General features: G+C 71.8%; 16 protein-coding genes. 9 read left to right on the top strand and 7 right to left on the bottom strand.

Features of this window, described 5'->3' with window-relative positions:
* Positions 1–19 precede the first annotated feature (19 nt).
* Positions 20–577 (top strand): cupin domain-containing protein, encoded by a 558-nt coding sequence (locus BMW85_RS17015; protein WP_245774856.1) that lies wholly within the window; start codon positions 20–22, stop codon positions 575–577.
* Positions 578–599: 22 nt separating this feature from the next.
* On the opposite strand, the gene BMW85_RS17010 is transcribed toward BMW85_RS17015, so the two are convergent.
* A complete protein-coding gene (locus tag BMW85_RS17010; protein ID WP_177240721.1) occupies positions 600–1,520 on the bottom strand; it encodes a sigma-70 family RNA polymerase sigma factor in 921 nt (306 codons plus the stop codon).
* A 122-nt stretch (positions 1,521–1,642) separates the two neighbouring features.
* On the opposite strand from BMW85_RS17010, the gene BMW85_RS17005 reads away from it, so the two are divergent.
* Positions 1,643–2,323, top strand: a complete 681-nt coding sequence (locus BMW85_RS17005) for an HAD family hydrolase (protein WP_091082287.1) — start codon at positions 1,643–1,645, stop codon at positions 2,321–2,323.
* Here the strand turns inward: BMW85_RS17005 and BMW85_RS17000 are convergent.
* The 3 genes from BMW85_RS17000 to BMW85_RS16990 all read right to left on the bottom strand — a co-directional run bounded on the left by BMW85_RS17000 (position 2,316) and on the right by BMW85_RS16990 (position 4,569).
* Positions 2,316–2,849 carry a DoxX family membrane protein gene (locus tag BMW85_RS17000; RefSeq protein ID WP_091082286.1) on the bottom strand — a complete coding sequence of 178 codons (534 nt, stop codon included), beginning with the start codon at positions 2,847–2,849 and terminating at the stop codon, positions 2,316–2,318. The two genes, BMW85_RS17005 and BMW85_RS17000, sit on opposite strands and share 8 nt — an antisense overlap.
* Positions 2,850–2,975: 126 nt before the next feature.
* Complete coding sequence (locus BMW85_RS16995) at positions 2,976–3,632, bottom strand: CBS domain-containing protein (RefSeq protein ID WP_091082284.1); 657 nt, start codon at positions 3,630–3,632, stop codon at positions 2,976–2,978.
* 85 nt (positions 3,633–3,717) lie between these two features.
* Positions 3,718–4,569 (bottom strand): universal stress protein, encoded by an 852-nt coding sequence (locus BMW85_RS16990; RefSeq protein WP_091082283.1) that lies wholly within the window; start codon positions 4,567–4,569, stop codon positions 3,718–3,720.
* Positions 4,570–4,739: 170 nt separating this feature from the next.
* Between BMW85_RS16990 and BMW85_RS16985 the strand changes: the two genes are divergently transcribed.
* The 4 genes from BMW85_RS16985 to BMW85_RS16970 are packed head-to-tail and all read left to right on the top strand — an operon-like array spanning position 4,740 to position 8,117.
* Complete coding sequence (locus BMW85_RS16985; RefSeq protein ID WP_091082281.1) at positions 4,740–5,339, top strand: hypothetical protein; 600 nt, start codon at positions 4,740–4,742, stop codon at positions 5,337–5,339.
* Positions 5,336–5,605, top strand: a complete 270-nt coding sequence (locus tag BMW85_RS16980) for a DUF1876 domain-containing protein (RefSeq protein WP_091082280.1) — start codon at positions 5,336–5,338, stop codon at positions 5,603–5,605. Before BMW85_RS16985 ends, BMW85_RS16980 begins: the two co-directional genes overlap by 4 nt.
* A 54-nt stretch (positions 5,606–5,659) precedes the next feature.
* Complete coding sequence (locus tag BMW85_RS16975; protein ID WP_245774855.1) at positions 5,660–6,532, top strand: UTP--glucose-1-phosphate uridylyltransferase; 873 nt, start codon at positions 5,660–5,662, stop codon at positions 6,530–6,532.
* A 31-nt stretch (positions 6,533–6,563) separates the two neighbouring features.
* The gene (locus tag BMW85_RS16970; RefSeq protein WP_091082277.1) at positions 6,564–8,117 is read left to right on the top strand and encodes an aldehyde dehydrogenase family protein; all 1,554 of its coding nucleotides are present in this window, start codon (positions 6,564–6,566) and stop codon (positions 8,115–8,117) included.
* Positions 8,118–8,176: 59 nt separating this feature from the next.
* Here the strand turns inward: BMW85_RS16970 and glnII are convergent, their stop codons facing one another.
* Entirely contained in the window at positions 8,177–9,196 is a 1,020-nt protein-coding gene (glnII, locus tag BMW85_RS16965) for a glutamine synthetase (protein WP_091082891.1), read from the bottom strand.
* Positions 9,197–9,333: 137 nt separating this feature from the next.
* On the opposite strand from glnII, the gene BMW85_RS16960 reads away from it, so the two are divergent.
* Positions 9,334–10,557 carry a TerC family protein gene (locus tag BMW85_RS16960; RefSeq protein ID WP_245774854.1) on the top strand — a complete coding sequence of 408 codons (1,224 nt, stop codon included), beginning with the start codon at positions 9,334–9,336 and terminating at the stop codon, positions 10,555–10,557.
* 27 nt (positions 10,558–10,584) lie between these two features.
* On the opposite strand, the gene BMW85_RS16955 is transcribed toward BMW85_RS16960, so the two are convergent.
* Both BMW85_RS16955 and BMW85_RS16950 read right to left on the bottom strand, forming a co-directional pair.
* Positions 10,585–13,575: an AAA family ATPase gene (locus BMW85_RS16955; protein ID WP_245774853.1), complete on the bottom strand. Its 2,991-nt coding sequence runs from the start codon at positions 13,573–13,575 to the stop codon at positions 10,585–10,587.
* 79 nt (positions 13,576–13,654) lie between these two features.
* Positions 13,655–14,332: an LptM family lipoprotein gene (locus BMW85_RS16950; RefSeq protein WP_143082315.1), complete on the bottom strand. Its 678-nt coding sequence runs from the start codon at positions 14,330–14,332 to the stop codon at positions 13,655–13,657.
* A 245-nt stretch (positions 14,333–14,577) separates the two neighbouring features.
* On the opposite strand from BMW85_RS16950, the gene BMW85_RS16945 reads away from it, so the two are divergent.
* Positions 14,578–14,913 (top strand): carboxymuconolactone decarboxylase family protein, encoded by a 336-nt coding sequence (locus BMW85_RS16945; protein ID WP_245774852.1) that lies wholly within the window; start codon positions 14,578–14,580, stop codon positions 14,911–14,913.
* Between the two features lie 17 nt (positions 14,914–14,930).
* Positions 14,931–15,680 carry an SDR family NAD(P)-dependent oxidoreductase gene (locus BMW85_RS16940; protein ID WP_091082267.1) on the top strand — a complete coding sequence of 250 codons (750 nt, stop codon included), beginning with the start codon at positions 14,931–14,933 and terminating at the stop codon, positions 15,678–15,680.
* Positions 15,681–15,754 lie beyond the last annotated feature (74 nt).

Here is a 15,754-nt window from a genome sequence, read left to right as displayed (position 1 = left end):
GCCCCCTAGACTCGGCCGGGTGGAGCTCAAGACCTACCCCGACGGGCCGTCCGTCCGCGTCGCCGACGAGGCCGCCGCCCTGGCCGCCGCCCTGGCCGCCGGCCTGCCCGGACAGCTCGTCCTCGACGGCACCCGTTTCCTGCGCAGGGACGTCACCGGCGCCCCTGTCGCGTTCGTCGAGCGCCCGCCCGTGGCCGCCGCACTGGACCTGCTCCCCCACCCGGAGGGCGGGTGGTTCCGGGAGACCTGGCGCACGGGGGTGACGTTCGAGCCGCCCGGCTACTCGGGTCCCCGCGCCACCGCGACCGGCATCTACTTCCTCCTCAATCCGGGCGAGGAGTCCGTGCCGCACGTGGTCAGGTCGGACGAGGTCTGGCTGTGGCACCGCGGCGGCCCGCTGGAGCTGACGATCGGCGACGCCACGGTGATCCTGGGCCCGCGGGTCGAGGACGGCGAGGTTCCGCAAGCCGTCGTCCCCGGCGGCGTCGTGCAGTCGGCCCGTCCCGCGGCCGGTGAGGCGGTGCTGGTGAGCTGCGTCGTCTCCCCGGGCTTCGACTTCGCCGACTTCACGGCCTGACGCCGGGGCCCGGGGGCACGGTTCAGCCGAGGCCGGTCCAGGCCGTCAGGCCCGCCCTCGTGCCGCGCCGGCACAGGCGGGCCAGCGACTCGCGTTCGAGCTGGCGCACCCAGTGCGGGGTCACGCCCATCCGGTCGGCGATCTGGCGCGGGGTGTGCTCGTCCTGGCCGGCCAGGCCGAAGCGCATCCGTACGATCATCGCCTGCCGCGGGGCCAGCCCGGCCACCAGCTCCGTCAGCACGTCCTTCAGCGCCTCCCGCTCGGCGCTCTCCACAGGGGCGGGGCCGCCGGGGTCCTCGACGAGGTCGCCCGGCGCCAGGTCGAGGCTGACGCAGCCCTGGGAGATCCGCCGCAGCAGGACGAGCTTGGCGGCCTTCTCGCCGAGGTGGGCGGCCAGCTCGTCCTCGGTGGGGGTGCGGCCGAGGCGCTGCGCGACCTCGCTCTCGGCCCGCGCCAGCCTGCCGAGCTCGTCCTGGACGCCGATCGGCAGCCGCATGGTGTGCGCGTACTCCAGTCCCTGCTGGATGTACTTGCGGATCCACCAGGTGGCGCAGGTGGCGAAGCGGTGGCCGCGGGTGTGGTCGAAGCGTTCGACGGCCTCGATGAGGCCCAGGTTGCCGTCCTGGACGACATCGGCCCAGGACATGCCGCGGTAGGCGTACCGTTTGGCGACGGCGACCACGAGGCGCAGGTTCGCCCGGATCAGGTGCTCCCTGGCGGCCTGGCCGTCGGCGGCCAGCTCCTCCAGGCCGGGCCGGGCGCCGCCGGCGGCGAGCAGGCGGGCGGCGGACCTGCCGGCCGCGACGCGCCCGGCCAGCGCGAACTCCTCCTCGGCGGTCAGCAGCGGCGTTCGGCCGATGCGCGCCAGGTAGTCACCGAGCTGGTCGGCCTGCGGTCCGGTGTCGTGTGCCGTACGGGAGCCGTCGGACCCCACGATGCTCATCTCAGCCTCCTGATCGCTCCGGCTCCCATGACACCGCGGGGGCGGGTGGCGGGCCCAGCGGCGAAAGTCCTCTCCTTGGGTGACCTCCGGCAAGTACATGGCCGGGTCGTAGGCTGGCGGGCATGTCGCCGCTCGTGCTCTTCGACCTGGACCGGACCCTTCTCGACCTGGATGCGGCGGTGGCCCGGTGGGCCGCCGAGCTGGCGGAGGAGCGGGGGCTCGGGCCGGAGGCGGCCGGGCTGATCACGGCGCTGGACGCGGAGGCGCGTACGGACCGGGCGCGGTTCTTCGACGGGGTGCGGCGGCGGTTCGGGCTGCCGGAGCCGGCGGCCGAGCTGTGGGAGGCGTTCCGGCGGCGGCTGCCCTCGCTGGTGGACTGCTATCCGGGGGTCCGCGAGGCGCTGGCGGAGCTGCGCGCCGGCGGCTGGCGGGTGGGGATCGCCACGAACGGCTCGGGTGAGCGCCAGCTCGCCAAGATCCGGCGGACCGGGCTCGACAGGCTGATCGACGGTTACGCGATCTCCGGCGCGGAGGGCGTGCACAAGCCGGCGGCGGAGCTGTTCGCGATCGCGGCCCGGCGCTGCGGGGCGGACCTGGCGGCCGGCGGCTGGATGGTGGGCGACGACCCGGCCACGGACGTCGCGGGCGCGAGGGCGGCCGGGCTGCGCAGCGTGTGGATCGACCACGGGGTCTGGCCGGTGGACGCGAACGTGGCCGACCATGTGGTCGGCCACGTGCTGGCGGGTGTCTCTGTCGTGCGGGAGGCCGGCTCCGGGACCGGAGCGGGCGGCCCGGCTACCTGAGCCACGCGTTCTCGCGGACGATCCGCAGGTTGCCGAGGCCGAGGGTGGCGCCGGCGTTCGCGAGGGCCAGGCCGATCAGGACGATCGCGTAGATGATGTGCTCGTCCATGAACGGGTTGGTGGTGAGGGGCAGCTCGGCGGCCCACATGAGCACCAGCATCACGGTCCCTGCGACGGCCGCGATCCGCGTGCCGACCCCGAGGATCAGGGCGGCGCCGACGCCGAGCAGGCCGAGCATGAACAGCCAGTCCACCCAGACCTGTCCGGCCAGGGCGCTGAAGAAGCCGCCGAGCGCGTTCTCGCCGGTGCCCTTGAGGAAGCCGGTGGTGGGGCTGCCTCCGTTGATCCAGGCCTTGGCCGCCGGGGTGGCGAAGCCCCAGCCGAACGTCTTGTCCAGGAAGGCCCACAGGAAGACCCAGCCGATCGAGATGCGGGCGGCGGCCCAGACGTAGTCCACGGGGCGGCGTGCTCTTCCGGTGGCGGCGTGGGCCCCGGTGGCGTGCTTGCTGACGACGGTGGCGGTCATGACGGCGTCCTTTCGTGGAGATCGCTTCGTGTTCCCGTACCTCAAGGACATCGCTTCACACGGCTTTGACGCAGAGCCGTACGGCCCGCCCGGCAGGGGCCTTTGGTCCTCACTCCGGGCCGGCCGCTACAGCAGGGGCGGCATGGCGACGAGGTCGTCCACGTCACAGCGCACGTCCGCGACCACGTCGATGACGCCCTCCACCGCCCGCAGCCGCTCCACGAGCGCGATCACCTGCGAGCGCCTTTCGGCCGCGCCTGCGACGCGCACCACGCCCCGGTCGATCTCCACCGTGTACGCCCCCCGCTCGGGCAGCAGGGCCCGCACGTCGGCCGCCAGCTCCTCCCCCGGCCGGGTGAAGACGCGCAGGACGTCCCGCTGGTGCAGGGTGCCGACGATCCTGCCGGTGTCGGGGTCGACCACGGGAAGCTGCTTGATGTGCCTGTCGTGCATCAGCCGGGCCGCCACCCGGACCGGGTCACGGGGCGCGACGGTGATCGCCGGCGAGGTCATGAGCCGGGCGGCCGTGACCGCCGCCGCCTTCTCGTGCTCCGCCCGCTGCCGGCGCGACTCGTAGATCGAGATGCTGTGGCGCACCGGGTCGGTCTCCTTCATGAGGAGGTCGTCCGCGGTGACCACGCCCACGGGACGCCGCTCGGCGTCGATGACGGTGACGGCGCCGACCGCGAACCGCCTCATCGCGGCCACGATGTCGGCGAACGACGCGTCCTGCCTGACGGCGATGGCCACACGTCCCATGAGGTCCTTGACTTCGATTGCCATGGTCTTCCCACCTCGCTTTCCCCTCCTACGCTCCGCTACCCGTGGACGTGCCCGTCACCGGCGAACGTCCCAGGCCGGTGGTGGCTTAAGTCCTCTGCGCGGGGACATCTGCCCGCGGAGCGCGTACGACGGCCACCGTGCAGCGGGCGTGGTGCAGGACGCCGCGGCTGACCGAGCCGAGCAGCGCCGCGCCGAACGGCCCGTGCCCTCGGGAGCCGACCACCACCAGGTCGGCCTCGGCGGAGGCCGCGGTGAGCGCGTCCACCGGGTGGGCGAACCTGACGATCTCCTCGACCTCCAGGTGCGGGTAGCGGTCGCGGAAGGCCATCAGCCGTTTCTGGACGACCCGGTGCCGCGCGGCGCACACCTCGTCGAGGTCGCGGGCGATCTCCGGCGCGAAGGCGTGCACCACCTGGAGGCCGCTGCCGCGCAGGTCCGCCTGCTGGAAGGCGTAGGCGAGCGCGGGCTCGGACGTGGGCGAGTCGTCCACGCCGGCCACGATCCGGCCCTGCCGGGGCCGCCGCTCGCCGCGTACGACGACGACGGGGCACGGCGCCTGCCCGGCCACCTGCGCGCTGACGGAGCCGAGCAGCGTCCCGGCGAAGCCGCCGAGCCCGCGGCTGCCGAGGACGATCTCGCCGGCCCGCTCCGCCTGCTCGCGCAGCACGGCCACGGGCGAGCCCTCGACGTCCCGCGTCGTCACCTCGACCGAGGGCTGCCGCTCCCGCGCCAGGGCGACGGCCTCGCGCAGCACCCGCTGCCCCTCTCGGACCAGCGTGTCGCCGCCGCCGGAGCCGCCGAACCTGTCCACCTGGTACGGCGAGCGGTCCACCGCGTGCACGATCCGCAGCGGCAGGTGCGCGCGGAACGCGTCCGCGGCCGCCCAGTCCACCGCCGCCCGCGCGGTCATCGACCCGTCCACACCCACCACGATCATGATGGCCTCCTCTCGTCCTTCCATCGCAGCGTGCGGGCGGGCTCCGGGCGCAGGGCCGGAGGTCCATGAGGCGAGGGCCGAAGGACCCTCCGCGCGCCCGGCCGAACGTCCGCGCCGACACCGCCCTTGGGCACTGGCCCTCGTCACGGGTCAGAACGGACACTGAGGGCATGAGAGGTTTTCCCAACCCGCGGTGGCTCTGGTGGGCGGCCGTGCCGGTCGCGTACCTGCTGCTCGTCCGTCCCCGGCTGCTGCGCTGGGGCGCGACGCGCGAGGAGGCCCGCGCGGCGCTGCCCGGCGACGAGCTGGTGCCGCACCCGCACATCGTCGCGACCCGCGCCGTCACGATCGAGGCCCCGCCGGAGGCGGTGTGGCCGTGGCTGGCGCAGGTGGTCGGGCCGGACGAGCCCTTCGTGCCGGAGCCGCGCAAGTTGGGGGTCGGCGACCTGCTGCCGGCCGGTCGCGGCGACGCCGGTTACCGGGTCGTCCAGGCGGAGCCGGAGCGGCTGCTGGTGGTGTCGACACGCGCCTTCCACGTCACGCTGGCGTGGACGATCGCGCTGCGCGACCTCGGCGAGGGGCGTACCCGGCTGGTGTCGCGGCAGCGGATCCGCTGCCGGCCGGGCGTGCCGGGCTTCGTCTATCTGGTGCTGTCGCGGTCGGCAGATTTCCTCGCCGTACGCGGCCGGCTCGGCACCGTGAAGGCGCTGGCCGAACGCGAGTTCCGGCGGAGTTTCTTCGAGCCGCGCGTGGGCAGCCGGTTGCCATGAGAGCAAAAGAATGGAACGTACGCCTGGAGCTGACCGAGGACGGCGACGACACCTCGGCGCGGGCGGAACTGGTGACCGACGACGGCGTCGAGGTAAGGGGTCAGGGGCGGGCGCGACGCAACCCGTCGGACCCGTCGGTGCCGCTGATCGGCGACGAGCTGGCGGCCTCGAGGGCCCTGGCCGACCTCGCCGAACAGCTGGCGCTGACCACGCGACGGGACATCGCGAGCTCGGTCGAGACGTCCGCCCCGAGCCGTTCGTGGTGATTTCGTCGTGAAATGATCGCGGTGACGTGCCCACATCTCGCGAAGGAGATCCACGTGGTGCGCAAAGCCGTGATCCCGGTGGCCGGTCTTGGCACGAGGTTGCTGCCCCTGACCAAGGCGCTGCCGAAGGAGATGTTGCCGATCGGCGACAAGCCCGTCATCGAGCACACCATCCGGGAGCTGGTGGAGTCGGGCATCGACGACATCACCATCGTCACCTCCTCCCGCAAGGAGCTGGTCCAGCGGCACTTCGCGCCGGACGCCGACCTGGAGGCGCAGCTGGCCGCGGCGGGCAAGGACGATCTGGCGGCGGCGGTGGCCGAGCTGTCCTCGCTGGCCCACATCACCTACCTCTACCAGAACGGCCCCTACGGCAACGGCACGCCGGTGCTCAACGCCGCCCGCGTGATCGGCGACGAGCCGTTCATGGTGCTGTGGGCCGACGACGTGTTCGTGGCCGAGGTGCCGCGCGCCCGGCAGCTCAAGTCCGCCTACGAGGCGGCGGGCGCCCCGGTGCTGGCCCTGATGCCGATGGCGGTCGAGGACGCCTCCCGCTACGGCGTGCCGGTGGTCGAGGAGGATCTCGGCGGCGGCCGGCTGCGCATCTCGGGGCTGGTGGAGAAGCCGCGCCCGGAGGAGGCCCCGTCGCGTTACGCCGCCATCGGCGGCTATGTCGTCACGCCCGGCGTGGTGGCCGAGCTGGAGGCCGCCACCCGCCGCTGGCACGAGCACCCCGAGGGCGAGATCTACCTCACCGACGCGCTCCACCGCCACGCCGCCGCCGGCCACCCGGTCTACGGGCAGGTCATCGACGGCACCTGGTGGGACACCGGCTCTCCGCTCGACTACCTGAAGGCGCAGTTCGCCGCCGCGCTCGCCGATCCCGCCTACGGGCCGGAGCTACGTAAATTGGCTCAGGAGAGCTAGCGTCTACCGCAACACTTACGGAGGAGGCCCGGTGAGCCGACAGATCATGTCCGTCGTGGGCGGCAAGGAGGCCGCGAGCACGGCCACGTACGACTCGACCAACCCCGCCCGCCCGGCCGAGGTCGTGGCGCGGGTCGGCCTGGCGGACGCGGCCACGTTCGCCGCCGCCTGCCGCGCCGCGGCGGAGGCGCAGCGCGAGTGGGCGAAGGTGCCGGCGCCGGTGCGCGGCCGGGTGATCGCCTCGATCGGGCGGCTGGTGGAGGCCAACGCCGAGGCGCTGGCCCGGCTGGTGACCGAGGAGATCGGCAAGCCGTACGCGGAGGCGCTGGGCGAGGTCCGCGAGATCGTCGACACCTGTGACTTCTTCCTGGGCGAGGGCCGCCGGCTGTACGGCCAGACGGTGCCGTCGGAGATGCCGGACAAGAACCTGTTCACCTTCCGCAACCCGGTCGGCGTGGCCGCGGTCATCACGGCGGGCAACTTCCCGGTGGCCGTCCCCTCGTGGTACCTCGTCCCGGCCCTGCTGTGCGGCAACGCGGTGGTGTGGAAGCCCGCCGAGTACGCCGCCGCCTCCGCCCACGCCATGTTCGAGCTCTTCACCGCGGCCGGCCTGCCCGACGGCGTGCTCAACGTGCTCTTCGCCGACGGCGCGGAGACGTTCGCCGGTCTGGAGCGGGCGCTCGGGGAGGGCACCGTGCACAAGGTGGGCTTCACCGGCTCCAGCGAGGTCGGGCGGCGTGTCGGCGAGCTGACCGGCCGGCACCTGCAGTCGGCCTGCCTGGAGCTGGGCGGCAAGAACCCCATGGTGATCATGCCGGACGCCGACCTCGACCTCGCCGCCGAGGGCGCGCTGTTCTCCGGCTTCGGCACCGCGGGCCAGCGCTGCACCAGCCTCGGCACGGCGATCGTGCACGAGAGCGTCCACGACGCGTTCGTCGAGCGGCTGGTGCGGGCGCTGTCGGCCGCCACGGTCGGCGACCCGGCCGGTGACGTGCTGGCCGGGCCGCTGCTCGACCGGAAGTTCGCCGACCGCTACGAGGAATACCTCACCTGGATCCAGCCGCACCACACGGTGGTGTCGGGGCCGGTGGGGCGCATCACGAAGGACAACCCGCGCGGCGGTTTCGACGGCGGCGAGGGCCTCTACTACCACCCGGTGGTCGTGGACGGCGTGCGTCCCGGCGACCGGCTGTTCATGGAGGAGACGTTCGGCCCGATCGTGGGCGTCACGACGTTCCGCACCCTGGACGAGGCCGTCGAGCTGGCCAACCTGCCCGGCTACGGCCTGTCCAGCTCGATCTACACGAGCGACGCGCGCAACGCCTTCCGCTTCCGCGAGGGCGTCTCGGCCGGCATGGTCAGCGTCAACAACTCCACCTCGGGGGCCGAGGCTCACCTGCCGTTCGGCGGCAACGGGAAGTCGGGCAACGGCAGCCGCCAGTCGGGCATGTGGGTGCTCGACCAGTTCACCCGCTGGCAGGCGATGAACTGGGACCACTCGGGCCGGCTGCAGAAGGCGCAGATGGACGTCGCGGAGATCGTTCCCGATCTGGACTTCCGGCTCGCCGAGACCCGCCTGCCCTGAGCGCGCGAAAGGGGGCTCCCGCCGGGCGGGAGCCCCCTTTCTTCGCGTCCGGCCTCGGGTCAGACCTGGCCGGCCTTCTCCAGCGCCGCGCAGCAGGTGTTGACCAGCAGGCGGGTGACCACGTACGGGTCGACGTTGGCGTTGGGGCGGCGGTCCTCGATGTAGCCCTTCTTGTCGGACTCGACCTGCCACGGGATGCGCACCGACGCGCCGCGGTCGGAGACGCCGTAGGTGTACTTGTTCCACGGGGCGGTCTCGTGGTGGCCGGTGAGGCGGAGCTCGATGTCGGCGCCGTACTGGCTCACGTGCTCCATCGGCTTGTCGCCCTCGCCGAGCGCCTCGCAGGCGGTGATGATGGCGTCGTAGCCCTCGCGCATGGCCTTGGTGGAGAAGTTGGTGTGGGCGCCGGCGCCGTTCCAGTCGCCGCGGGCGGGCTTGGCGTCGAGGGTGGCCTCCACGCCGAACTCCTCGGCGGTCCGGTAGAGCAGGTAGCGGGCGATCCACAGGTGGTCGGCCACCTCGATCGGGCCGGCCGGGCCGACCTGGAACTCCCACTGGCCGGGCATGACCTCGGCGTTGATGCCGGAGATCTTCAGGCCGGCGGCCAGGCAGCGGTCGAGGTGGAGCTCGACGATCTCGCGGCCGAACACGGCCTCGGCGCCCACGCCGCAGTAGTAGTGGCCCTGCGGGGCGGGGAAACCGCCCTCGGGGAAGCCGAGCGGGCGGCTGCCCTTGAAGAAGGTGTACTCCTGCTCGATGCCGAACCAGGACTCCTGGTCGGCGAACTGCTCGGCGACCGGGCGCAGCTGCGCGCGGGTGTTGCTGGCGTGCGGCTCGCCGTCGATCTCCTCGACCTCGCACAGCACGAGCTTGCTGTCGCCGCCGCGGATCGGATCGGGACAGATGAAGACCGGGCGGAGCACGCGGTCGGACGCGTGGCCCTTGGCCTGGTTGGTGCTGGAGCCGTCGAAGCCCCACACCGGCGGCTCGACCCCGTCAGCCACGATCTTGGTCTTCGAGCGCAGCAGGGCGGTGGGCTCGGTGCCGTCGATCCAGATGTACTCAGCCTTGTAGCTCACGGTGGTCCCTTTCACGTCTCTTCCAGCCACGCCGAGTCTTGCGGACGGCCGTTTCCCGGTTTTTGCCCGAATGTGAACGCCGTGTTAAGGGGCATGCCGCCTGACCGGAAGGTCACGGGAGGCATAACCAGCGGAAGGTGGGACAGACGTTACTCATGAGCGTCTCGCCGTTGGTCTGGGGTCTCACGATCGCCGGGATCGTCGCGCTGCTGCTGTTCGACTTCTTCTTCCACGTGCGCAAGGCGCACATCCCCACGCTGCGCGAGGCGTCGCTCTGGTCGGCCCTGTACGTCGGCATCGCCCTGGTCTTCGGCGCCGGCGTGTGGATCTTCGGCGGCTCCGACCCCGGCGCCGAGTACTTCGCCGGCTACGTGACGGAGAAGGCGCTGTCGGTCGACAACCTCTTCGTCTTCCTCGTCATCATGTCGAGCTTCAAGGTGCCGCGCGCCGACCAGCAGAAGGCGCTGCTGTTCGGCATCGTGTTCTCGCTCGTCGCGCGGTCGCTGTTCATCCTGCTGGGCGCGGCCCTGATCAACACCTTCGCGTGGGTGTTCTACCTGTTCGGCCTGATCCTGCTGCTCACCGCGGGCAACCTGCTCAAGCCCGAGAGCGAGGAGAGCCACTCCCCGGACAACCTCATGGTGCGCCTGGCCCGCCGGGTCTTCCCTGCGACGGACGTCTACGACGGCGACCGGCTGTTCACCGTCAAGGACGGGCGGCGGGTCATGACGCCGATGCTGCTGGTGATGATCGCCATCGGCGGCACCGACATCCTGTTCGCGCTCGACTCGATCCCGGCGATCTTCGGCCTCACCCAGAACGTCTACATCGTCTTCACCGCCACCGCGTTCTCGCTGCTGGGGCTGCGCCAGCTCTACTTCCTCATCGACGACCTGCTCGACCGGCTGATCTACCTGGCCTACGGCCTGGCCGTCATCCTGGCCTTCATCGGGGTCAAGCTGATCCTGCACGCGCTGCACGAGAACAACGTGCCGTTCATCAACGACGGCGAGCCCGTGCCGGTCGCCGAGATCAGCACCGGGCTGTCCCTGACGGTGATCATCTCCGTCCTGCTGGTCACCGTGGTCGCCTCGCTGGCCAGCGCGAAGGGCCGGGCGCAGAGCACCGTCTCGGCCGCGCGCCGGTACGCCCAGGAGTACCTGGAGGTCGAGCACGACCCGAAGCGGCGGGCGGAGCTGTTCGCGAAGGTGTGCGCCAAGGAGCGGGACCTGCGGGAGCTGCCGGAGAAGTACCGCAGGCGCATCCGCGACGAGGACAAGCTGCTGGCGCTGCTGGCCCGGGTGCACGAGGAGCACGACGGCCGGCACCAGGAGCGCGAGGAGCACGGCCGGAGCCGCTGACGGGTCCGGCCGTGCCCCTCACCTCGGTCAGGTGCGGCCGTCGCGCCCGTGTCCGTTCCCGTGGCCGTTCCCGTTGCCGTCGTAGCCGAGCAGCCGCAGCGCGGTGTCCGGGTCCATGGCGGCGGCGAGGAGCTGGGCCCGCGCGTGCGCCTCGTCGCGCTCGCGCTCGGCCTTCGCCTGGGCCGCCCGTACGCCCTTGACCGCGACCAGCGCGAGCCCGCCGCCCACGATGACCGCGACGATCACCACGAACAGCACCAGCAGCAGCCCCGGCGAGGCGATCCCCCGGGAGCCGGCGGCGTTCAGCAGGTTGCCGCCCGCGCCCGTCACCGCCAGCGCGGCGATGACGGACAGCACGACCAGGCCGAGCAGGCTGGCGATGACCAGCCATGCGCGGCCCGCGGCACGCCGCCGCCGCGAGGGCCCGGCCACCACCGGGGCCACCGGCACCGCTCGCGCGGACGGCGGCGGCGACGGCTCGGCCGCCCACGGCACGAACTCCGGCCGCTCGGCCGCCTCCCCGAACCCTTGCGGACCCGCCACCCCAGGCCGGGCCGGAGGAGGTGGGGTCGCGGGCGGGAGGATCAGGCCCGGGGGCGCACCGGCGCCACCCGCCCCGAACGGCCCGCCCGGGGCGGGCGGAGGGGACACGATCGGGACCGCCGTCGCGGTCGTGCTCCCGGCGTGAGCCGCCGCCGGGACGACCCCGCGCGCCGGCCCCGGCAGCTCGCGCTCGACCCGGCTGTGCTCCCGGTGCGCCCGCGCCGCCTCCAGGTGGTACTCCTCCAGCTCCTCGTAGAGCGTGTCGGAGGCGTAGACGGTGCCGTCGAGGAGCGGCCCGGGCTCGCGCCGGATGATCGCCACGACGTCGTCCCCGTTGAGCGTCTTGTGCGTCTCCAGCGCGTGCGCCACGCAGAGCACCTCCCTGCGGTGCTCCCGCAGCAGCTGCTCGGTCTGCTCCAGCAGCCGCACCAGGTTGAACTCGATGCGCTCCCCCAGCACGTCGGGGGTGAGGTCGGGCTCGCGCCGGGCCGGCTCCCTGTCGGTGATGCCGATGCCGCCGCCCCCGCCGGGCGGGCGCTTGCGCACCGCCTTGCCGCCCAGGATCTCCAGCTCCTGGAGCGCGGGCAGCGAGGTGACACCCGACCCCATGCCCCAGTAGGACTCCATCATGGCCGTGAGGTACGTCGCCGAGAACAGGTCGCCGGAGACGCCGGAGGAGTTGTCCTCGCCGAAGAACATGCGCTCGCCGGCCAGCGACGCCAGCGACACCATGATGTCGGCCTCGTGCTCGGACTTCCATCGGGTGAACTGGTCCTCGGGCTTGATCGAGGCGACCATGCCCAGGTAGTCGGCGCCCTTCTCGATGGTCGCGATGTCGATCTCCAGGTGGAACCTGGTCGCGTACGCCACCACGGCGTGGCAGGCCTCGTGCACGGCGACGGCGTGCCGCTCGCGCTCGATGTACTCGACGTCCTCGGGCGGGCCGAGCTGCTTGAGCCGTTTGGCGCGCAGCACGTCGGACCAGGTGATGATCTCCCGGCCGTCGCGGATGGCGGTGATCAGGGACTCGTTGACCAGGTCCTTGATCGTGGCGCCCGTCGCGTACGGGGTGATGGTGGCGAGCTTGTCGATCTGCTCCGGCGTGAGCTCGTGCCAGACCTTGTCGAAGTAGCCCTGGTAGGTGCGCATCCGCCCGGCCTTGGACGGGTAGCCGACCTTGTAGATGCGGTCGATGCGGCCGGGCCGCAGCAGCGCCTCGTCCAGAGCGTCGGGCCGGTTGGTGGCCATCATGACGAGGATGCGGTATTTGGGCGGCGGCTTGGGCCGCATGCCGAGCAGCCGGCGGACGAAGCGGTTGAAGAAGCCGCGCGGCTTCTTCAGCCCGGACAGCTCGGTGAGCAGCGCCTGAAGGGTGCCGGGGTCGCCGCCGCCGCCCATCATGCCGCCGCCCATCATGAAGCGGCTGCGCCCGCCGGGCTCGTCGCGGTCCTCGCGACGGGAGCGGAAGGTGAGCATCTGCCGGGTCGGCTCCGACAGGTAGCCGAAGCCGTGGCAGCCGTGCGCGTCCGTCATAGCGGAGAAGCCGCCGCCGGGCACGTTGGGCCCCTGCTGGGCGAGCCGGCCGCGCTTGCCGAGCGAGTCGGCCTCGTCGAAGAAGACGATGACGCCGCCGTAGCGGAGCGCCAGCTTGCGCAGCTTCCTGAACAGCGTCTTGACCTTGAGGATGCCGATGCCCATGAACATGTTCGTGAACGCGCCCGGGTCCACGAACACGTACGGCTTGCCGGTCTCGCCGGCCACGGCCTCGGCCATGAGGGTCTTGCCGGTGCCGGGCGGGCCCCACAGCAGCAGGCCGCTCGGGACGTACCCGCCGCGCCGCTCGATCTCGTCGGGCCGTTCCAGGAAGACGATGTTCTCGCGGACCCGCTCGACCACGTGGTCCTGCCCCCACACGTCGTTGAAGCGGGTCTTGATGTCGTCGGGGAAGTACGTCTCGACGCCGCCGCGCGACAGGAACCAGAACAGGCCGACGAACTGGATGATGACGAAGAAGAACAGGAAGACGATCTGGAGGAAGAACGGCAGCGCCTGCCAGATCAGCGTGGGCGCCTGCAGGAGCGCGGTGAACGGGCTGACGTCCAGCACCGCCCCCAGCACCATGGCGACCAGCGTGATCAGGAAGGCGATCTTGAGCGCGCGGGAGAGCCGGTAGCGCGTCCAGTCGTCGAAGCGCCGGTGCGTCCACCGCTCGAAGCCGCCGAAGACCTTCTGGCTCCAGAACCGGTGGTAGCCGGACCAGTGCTCGCTGACGAGGAAGTGCGTCTGACGTACGAGCTCGACGCCCAGCAGCCAGAAGATCCACGGGTAGTTCTGGGCGATCCTCCGCACGCCGTCGAGGAAGGGCATGATGCCCGTGTAGTCGACCGTCTCCTTCCACGCCAGGACGAGAAAGGCGAGCACCAGGGCGACGAGGAATTTGCTCCGGTCCCAGAACGGCATTTTCTTCCTGGTCACGGATTCGGGATCGGAGGGCCCGCTGCCGGGTGCGCGCAGCCCTTCATGGTGTTCGGGGGTCGTGGTCAATGGTGCTCCCTCATCCAGGCAGCCGGAGCAGCTTGAAGGAACTCGCGATCTTGTCGAACTCGCCGGCGTGCCGCCGGTAGCAGGTCACCTGGCAGCCGAGGAGCATGACGGAGACCGTGTCGCCCTTCCCGTCGAGGATGGCGGTGTGGTCGAAGGTCTGGACGTCGGCGCCGATCTGGTAGTTGAACCGCACCCGTACGCCCTTGGCGCCGTCGTCGAGGCTCAGGACCTGGTCGTCGAGGAGCTCGAAGTTCCTGAAGACCGGCGTCTCCCCGGTGGCGGCGACCTGCTGCGCGTAGATCTCGCGCACCTGCTCGGTGACCGGCAGCACGAAGTCGCGCAGCCGGTTGAGTGACACCGCGTCCCGCTGCTCCTCGGTGAGCTGGTGCACGGTGGCGTACACGAAGGGGTCCTTGGAACCCAGCAGATGGTCGACCGAGGGATCCGCGGACTGGTCGAAGGCCGTCGACCAGACCCGCTGGGCCCGCAGCGCCGCGGCCGCCGAGCTGGGGTGGTCGCCCGACAGATACACCTCGATGGGGTTGGCGTCGAGCTGCTTGAACGAGGACGGCACTTTGAAGTAGGTCGTCCCGTCGCGGTCACGGACGTAGGTGAACTCCGGCTGCCCGCAGGCGGACAGCAAGGTCACCGTCACCATGAGCGCGATCAAAGCCCGTGTCTTGGTCACCAGGGCTTACCTCCGGTTTACGGACCGACGGAGTTGTTGTGCCCGCTTTTCAGAGGTAATGAGCCCGCAGCGGAATGAGAAATCTTGACCAAATCTTGCCCGGCCCTTGGCTCGATTTGTTACAGATCCCCCGGGGGCGGAGCCCTCGGTGGCGCGGCGGTCACTACAACGTTCATGCAACCCCCATTGGTTCAACTCAGGAAGTAGCGAAAGATATGAGGATCCCTATCGACCGGGAGCTCGTGATGACGGAACCCGCAATGCAGATCGTCGACTCCTTCGGCATGATGGCCGAGCGCCGGTTCGCCGACGTGTGGGCGAGGACCGTCCTGCCGGTCAGGGAGCGCCGGCTGCTCCTCCTCGGGCTGCTCGTCGGCCAGGGCCTGGACGATCAGGTGGAGACGCATCTCGACGCCGCGCTGCGCACCGGCGAGCTCACCGAGACGGAGCTGCGCGAGGTCGTCGTGTTCCTGTTGCACTACGCCGGCTGGGCGCGCGGCGCGCGGCTCAACGACCAGGTGGAGAGCCTGATCGAACGCGCCGGCCGGCCCTGCTCCGGTGCCGCCGGGCACGCGGGGTAGGCGTTAGGGTTGCGGGCATGCCCACCGCTCTGATCACCGGCGCCACCGCCGGCCTCGGCGCCGCCTTCGCCCGCCGCCTGGCCGCCGAGTCCTGCTCTCTCGTCCTGGTCGCGCGCGACGAGGCCCGCCTCGCCGAGACCGCCGGCCAGCTCAAGCTGAGGTACGGCGTGAGCGTCGAGGTGCTGCCCGCCGACCTGACGACGGAGGAGGGCCTGGCGGCGGTCGAGTCGCGCGTCCGCGAGGGCGTGGACGTGCTGGTCAACAACGCGGGCTTCGGCAACCGCGGGCACTTCCCCGAGGTGCCGGTCGCCGACGAGGTGCGCATGCTGCGGCTGCACTGCGAGGCGGTGCTGCGGCTCACCCTGGCCGCGCTGCCCGGCATGCGCGAGCGCGACCGGGGCGCGATCGTCAACGTGGCGTCGGCGGCGGCGTTCTTCACGCGGGGCACCTACAGCGCGTCCAAGGCGTGGGTGGTCAACTTCAGCGAGTCGGCCGCGAACGAGGTCGGCAACCCGCGCATCAAGATCATGGCGCTCTGCCCGGGGTTCGTGCGCACCGAGTTCCACCAGCGGGCCGACATGGACACCTCGGGCATCCCGGGCTTCCTGTGGCTCAAGGCCGACGACGTGGTCCGCGAGGGGCTGCGCGACCTGGCGCTGGGCAAGCGGGTGTCCGTGCCCGACCCGCGCTACAAGGCGATCGTGGCGGTCGGCCGGCTGGTGCCGCGCGGCCTGCAGCGCTACGTCTCCTCCCGCATCGGCCGCTGACCGCTCCTCCCCCGGCATGAGAACGGGCCCCCGCCGCGGGAGGGGGTCGCGGTGGGGGCCCAACGGCCGTGAGC

It is taken from the genome of Nonomuraea wenchangensis, from assembly GCF_900111685.1.
Taxonomy (GTDB): Bacteria; Actinomycetota; Actinomycetes; order Streptosporangiales; family Streptosporangiaceae; genus Nonomuraea; species Nonomuraea wenchangensis.
Note: the sequence above shows the minus strand (reverse complement) of the source record. Positions and strands in the feature narration are given on the sequence as shown.

What these genes read in the sequence shown, in the direction of transcription:
- BMW85_RS17010 (WP_177240721.1), bottom strand. Translation starts at nt 1,520, where the DNA reads ATGAGCATCGTGGGGTCCGACGGCTCCCGTACGGCACACGACACCGGA.
- BMW85_RS17005 (WP_091082287.1), top strand. Translation starts at nt 1,643, where the DNA reads ATGTCGCCGCTCGTGCTCTTCGACCTGGACCGGACCCTTCTCGACCTG.
- BMW85_RS17000 (WP_091082286.1), bottom strand. Translation starts at nt 2,849, where the DNA reads ATGACCGCCACCGTCGTCAGCAAGCACGCCACCGGGGCCCACGCCGCC.
- BMW85_RS16995 (WP_091082284.1), bottom strand. Translation starts at nt 3,632, where the DNA reads ATGGCAATCGAAGTCAAGGACCTCATGGGACGTGTGGCCATCGCCGTC.
- BMW85_RS16990 (WP_091082283.1), bottom strand. Translation starts at nt 4,569, where the DNA reads ATGATCGTGGTGGGTGTGGACGGGTCGATGACCGCGCGGGCGGCGGTG.
- BMW85_RS16985 (WP_091082281.1), top strand. Translation starts at nt 4,740, where the DNA reads ATGAGAGGTTTTCCCAACCCGCGGTGGCTCTGGTGGGCGGCCGTGCCG.
- BMW85_RS16980 (WP_091082280.1), top strand. Translation starts at nt 5,336, where the DNA reads ATGAGAGCAAAAGAATGGAACGTACGCCTGGAGCTGACCGAGGACGGC.
- BMW85_RS16945 (WP_245774852.1), top strand. Translation starts at nt 14,578, where the DNA reads ATGACGGAACCCGCAATGCAGATCGTCGACTCCTTCGGCATGATGGCC.
- BMW85_RS16940 (WP_091082267.1), top strand. Translation starts at nt 14,931, where the DNA reads ATGCCCACCGCTCTGATCACCGGCGCCACCGCCGGCCTCGGCGCCGCC.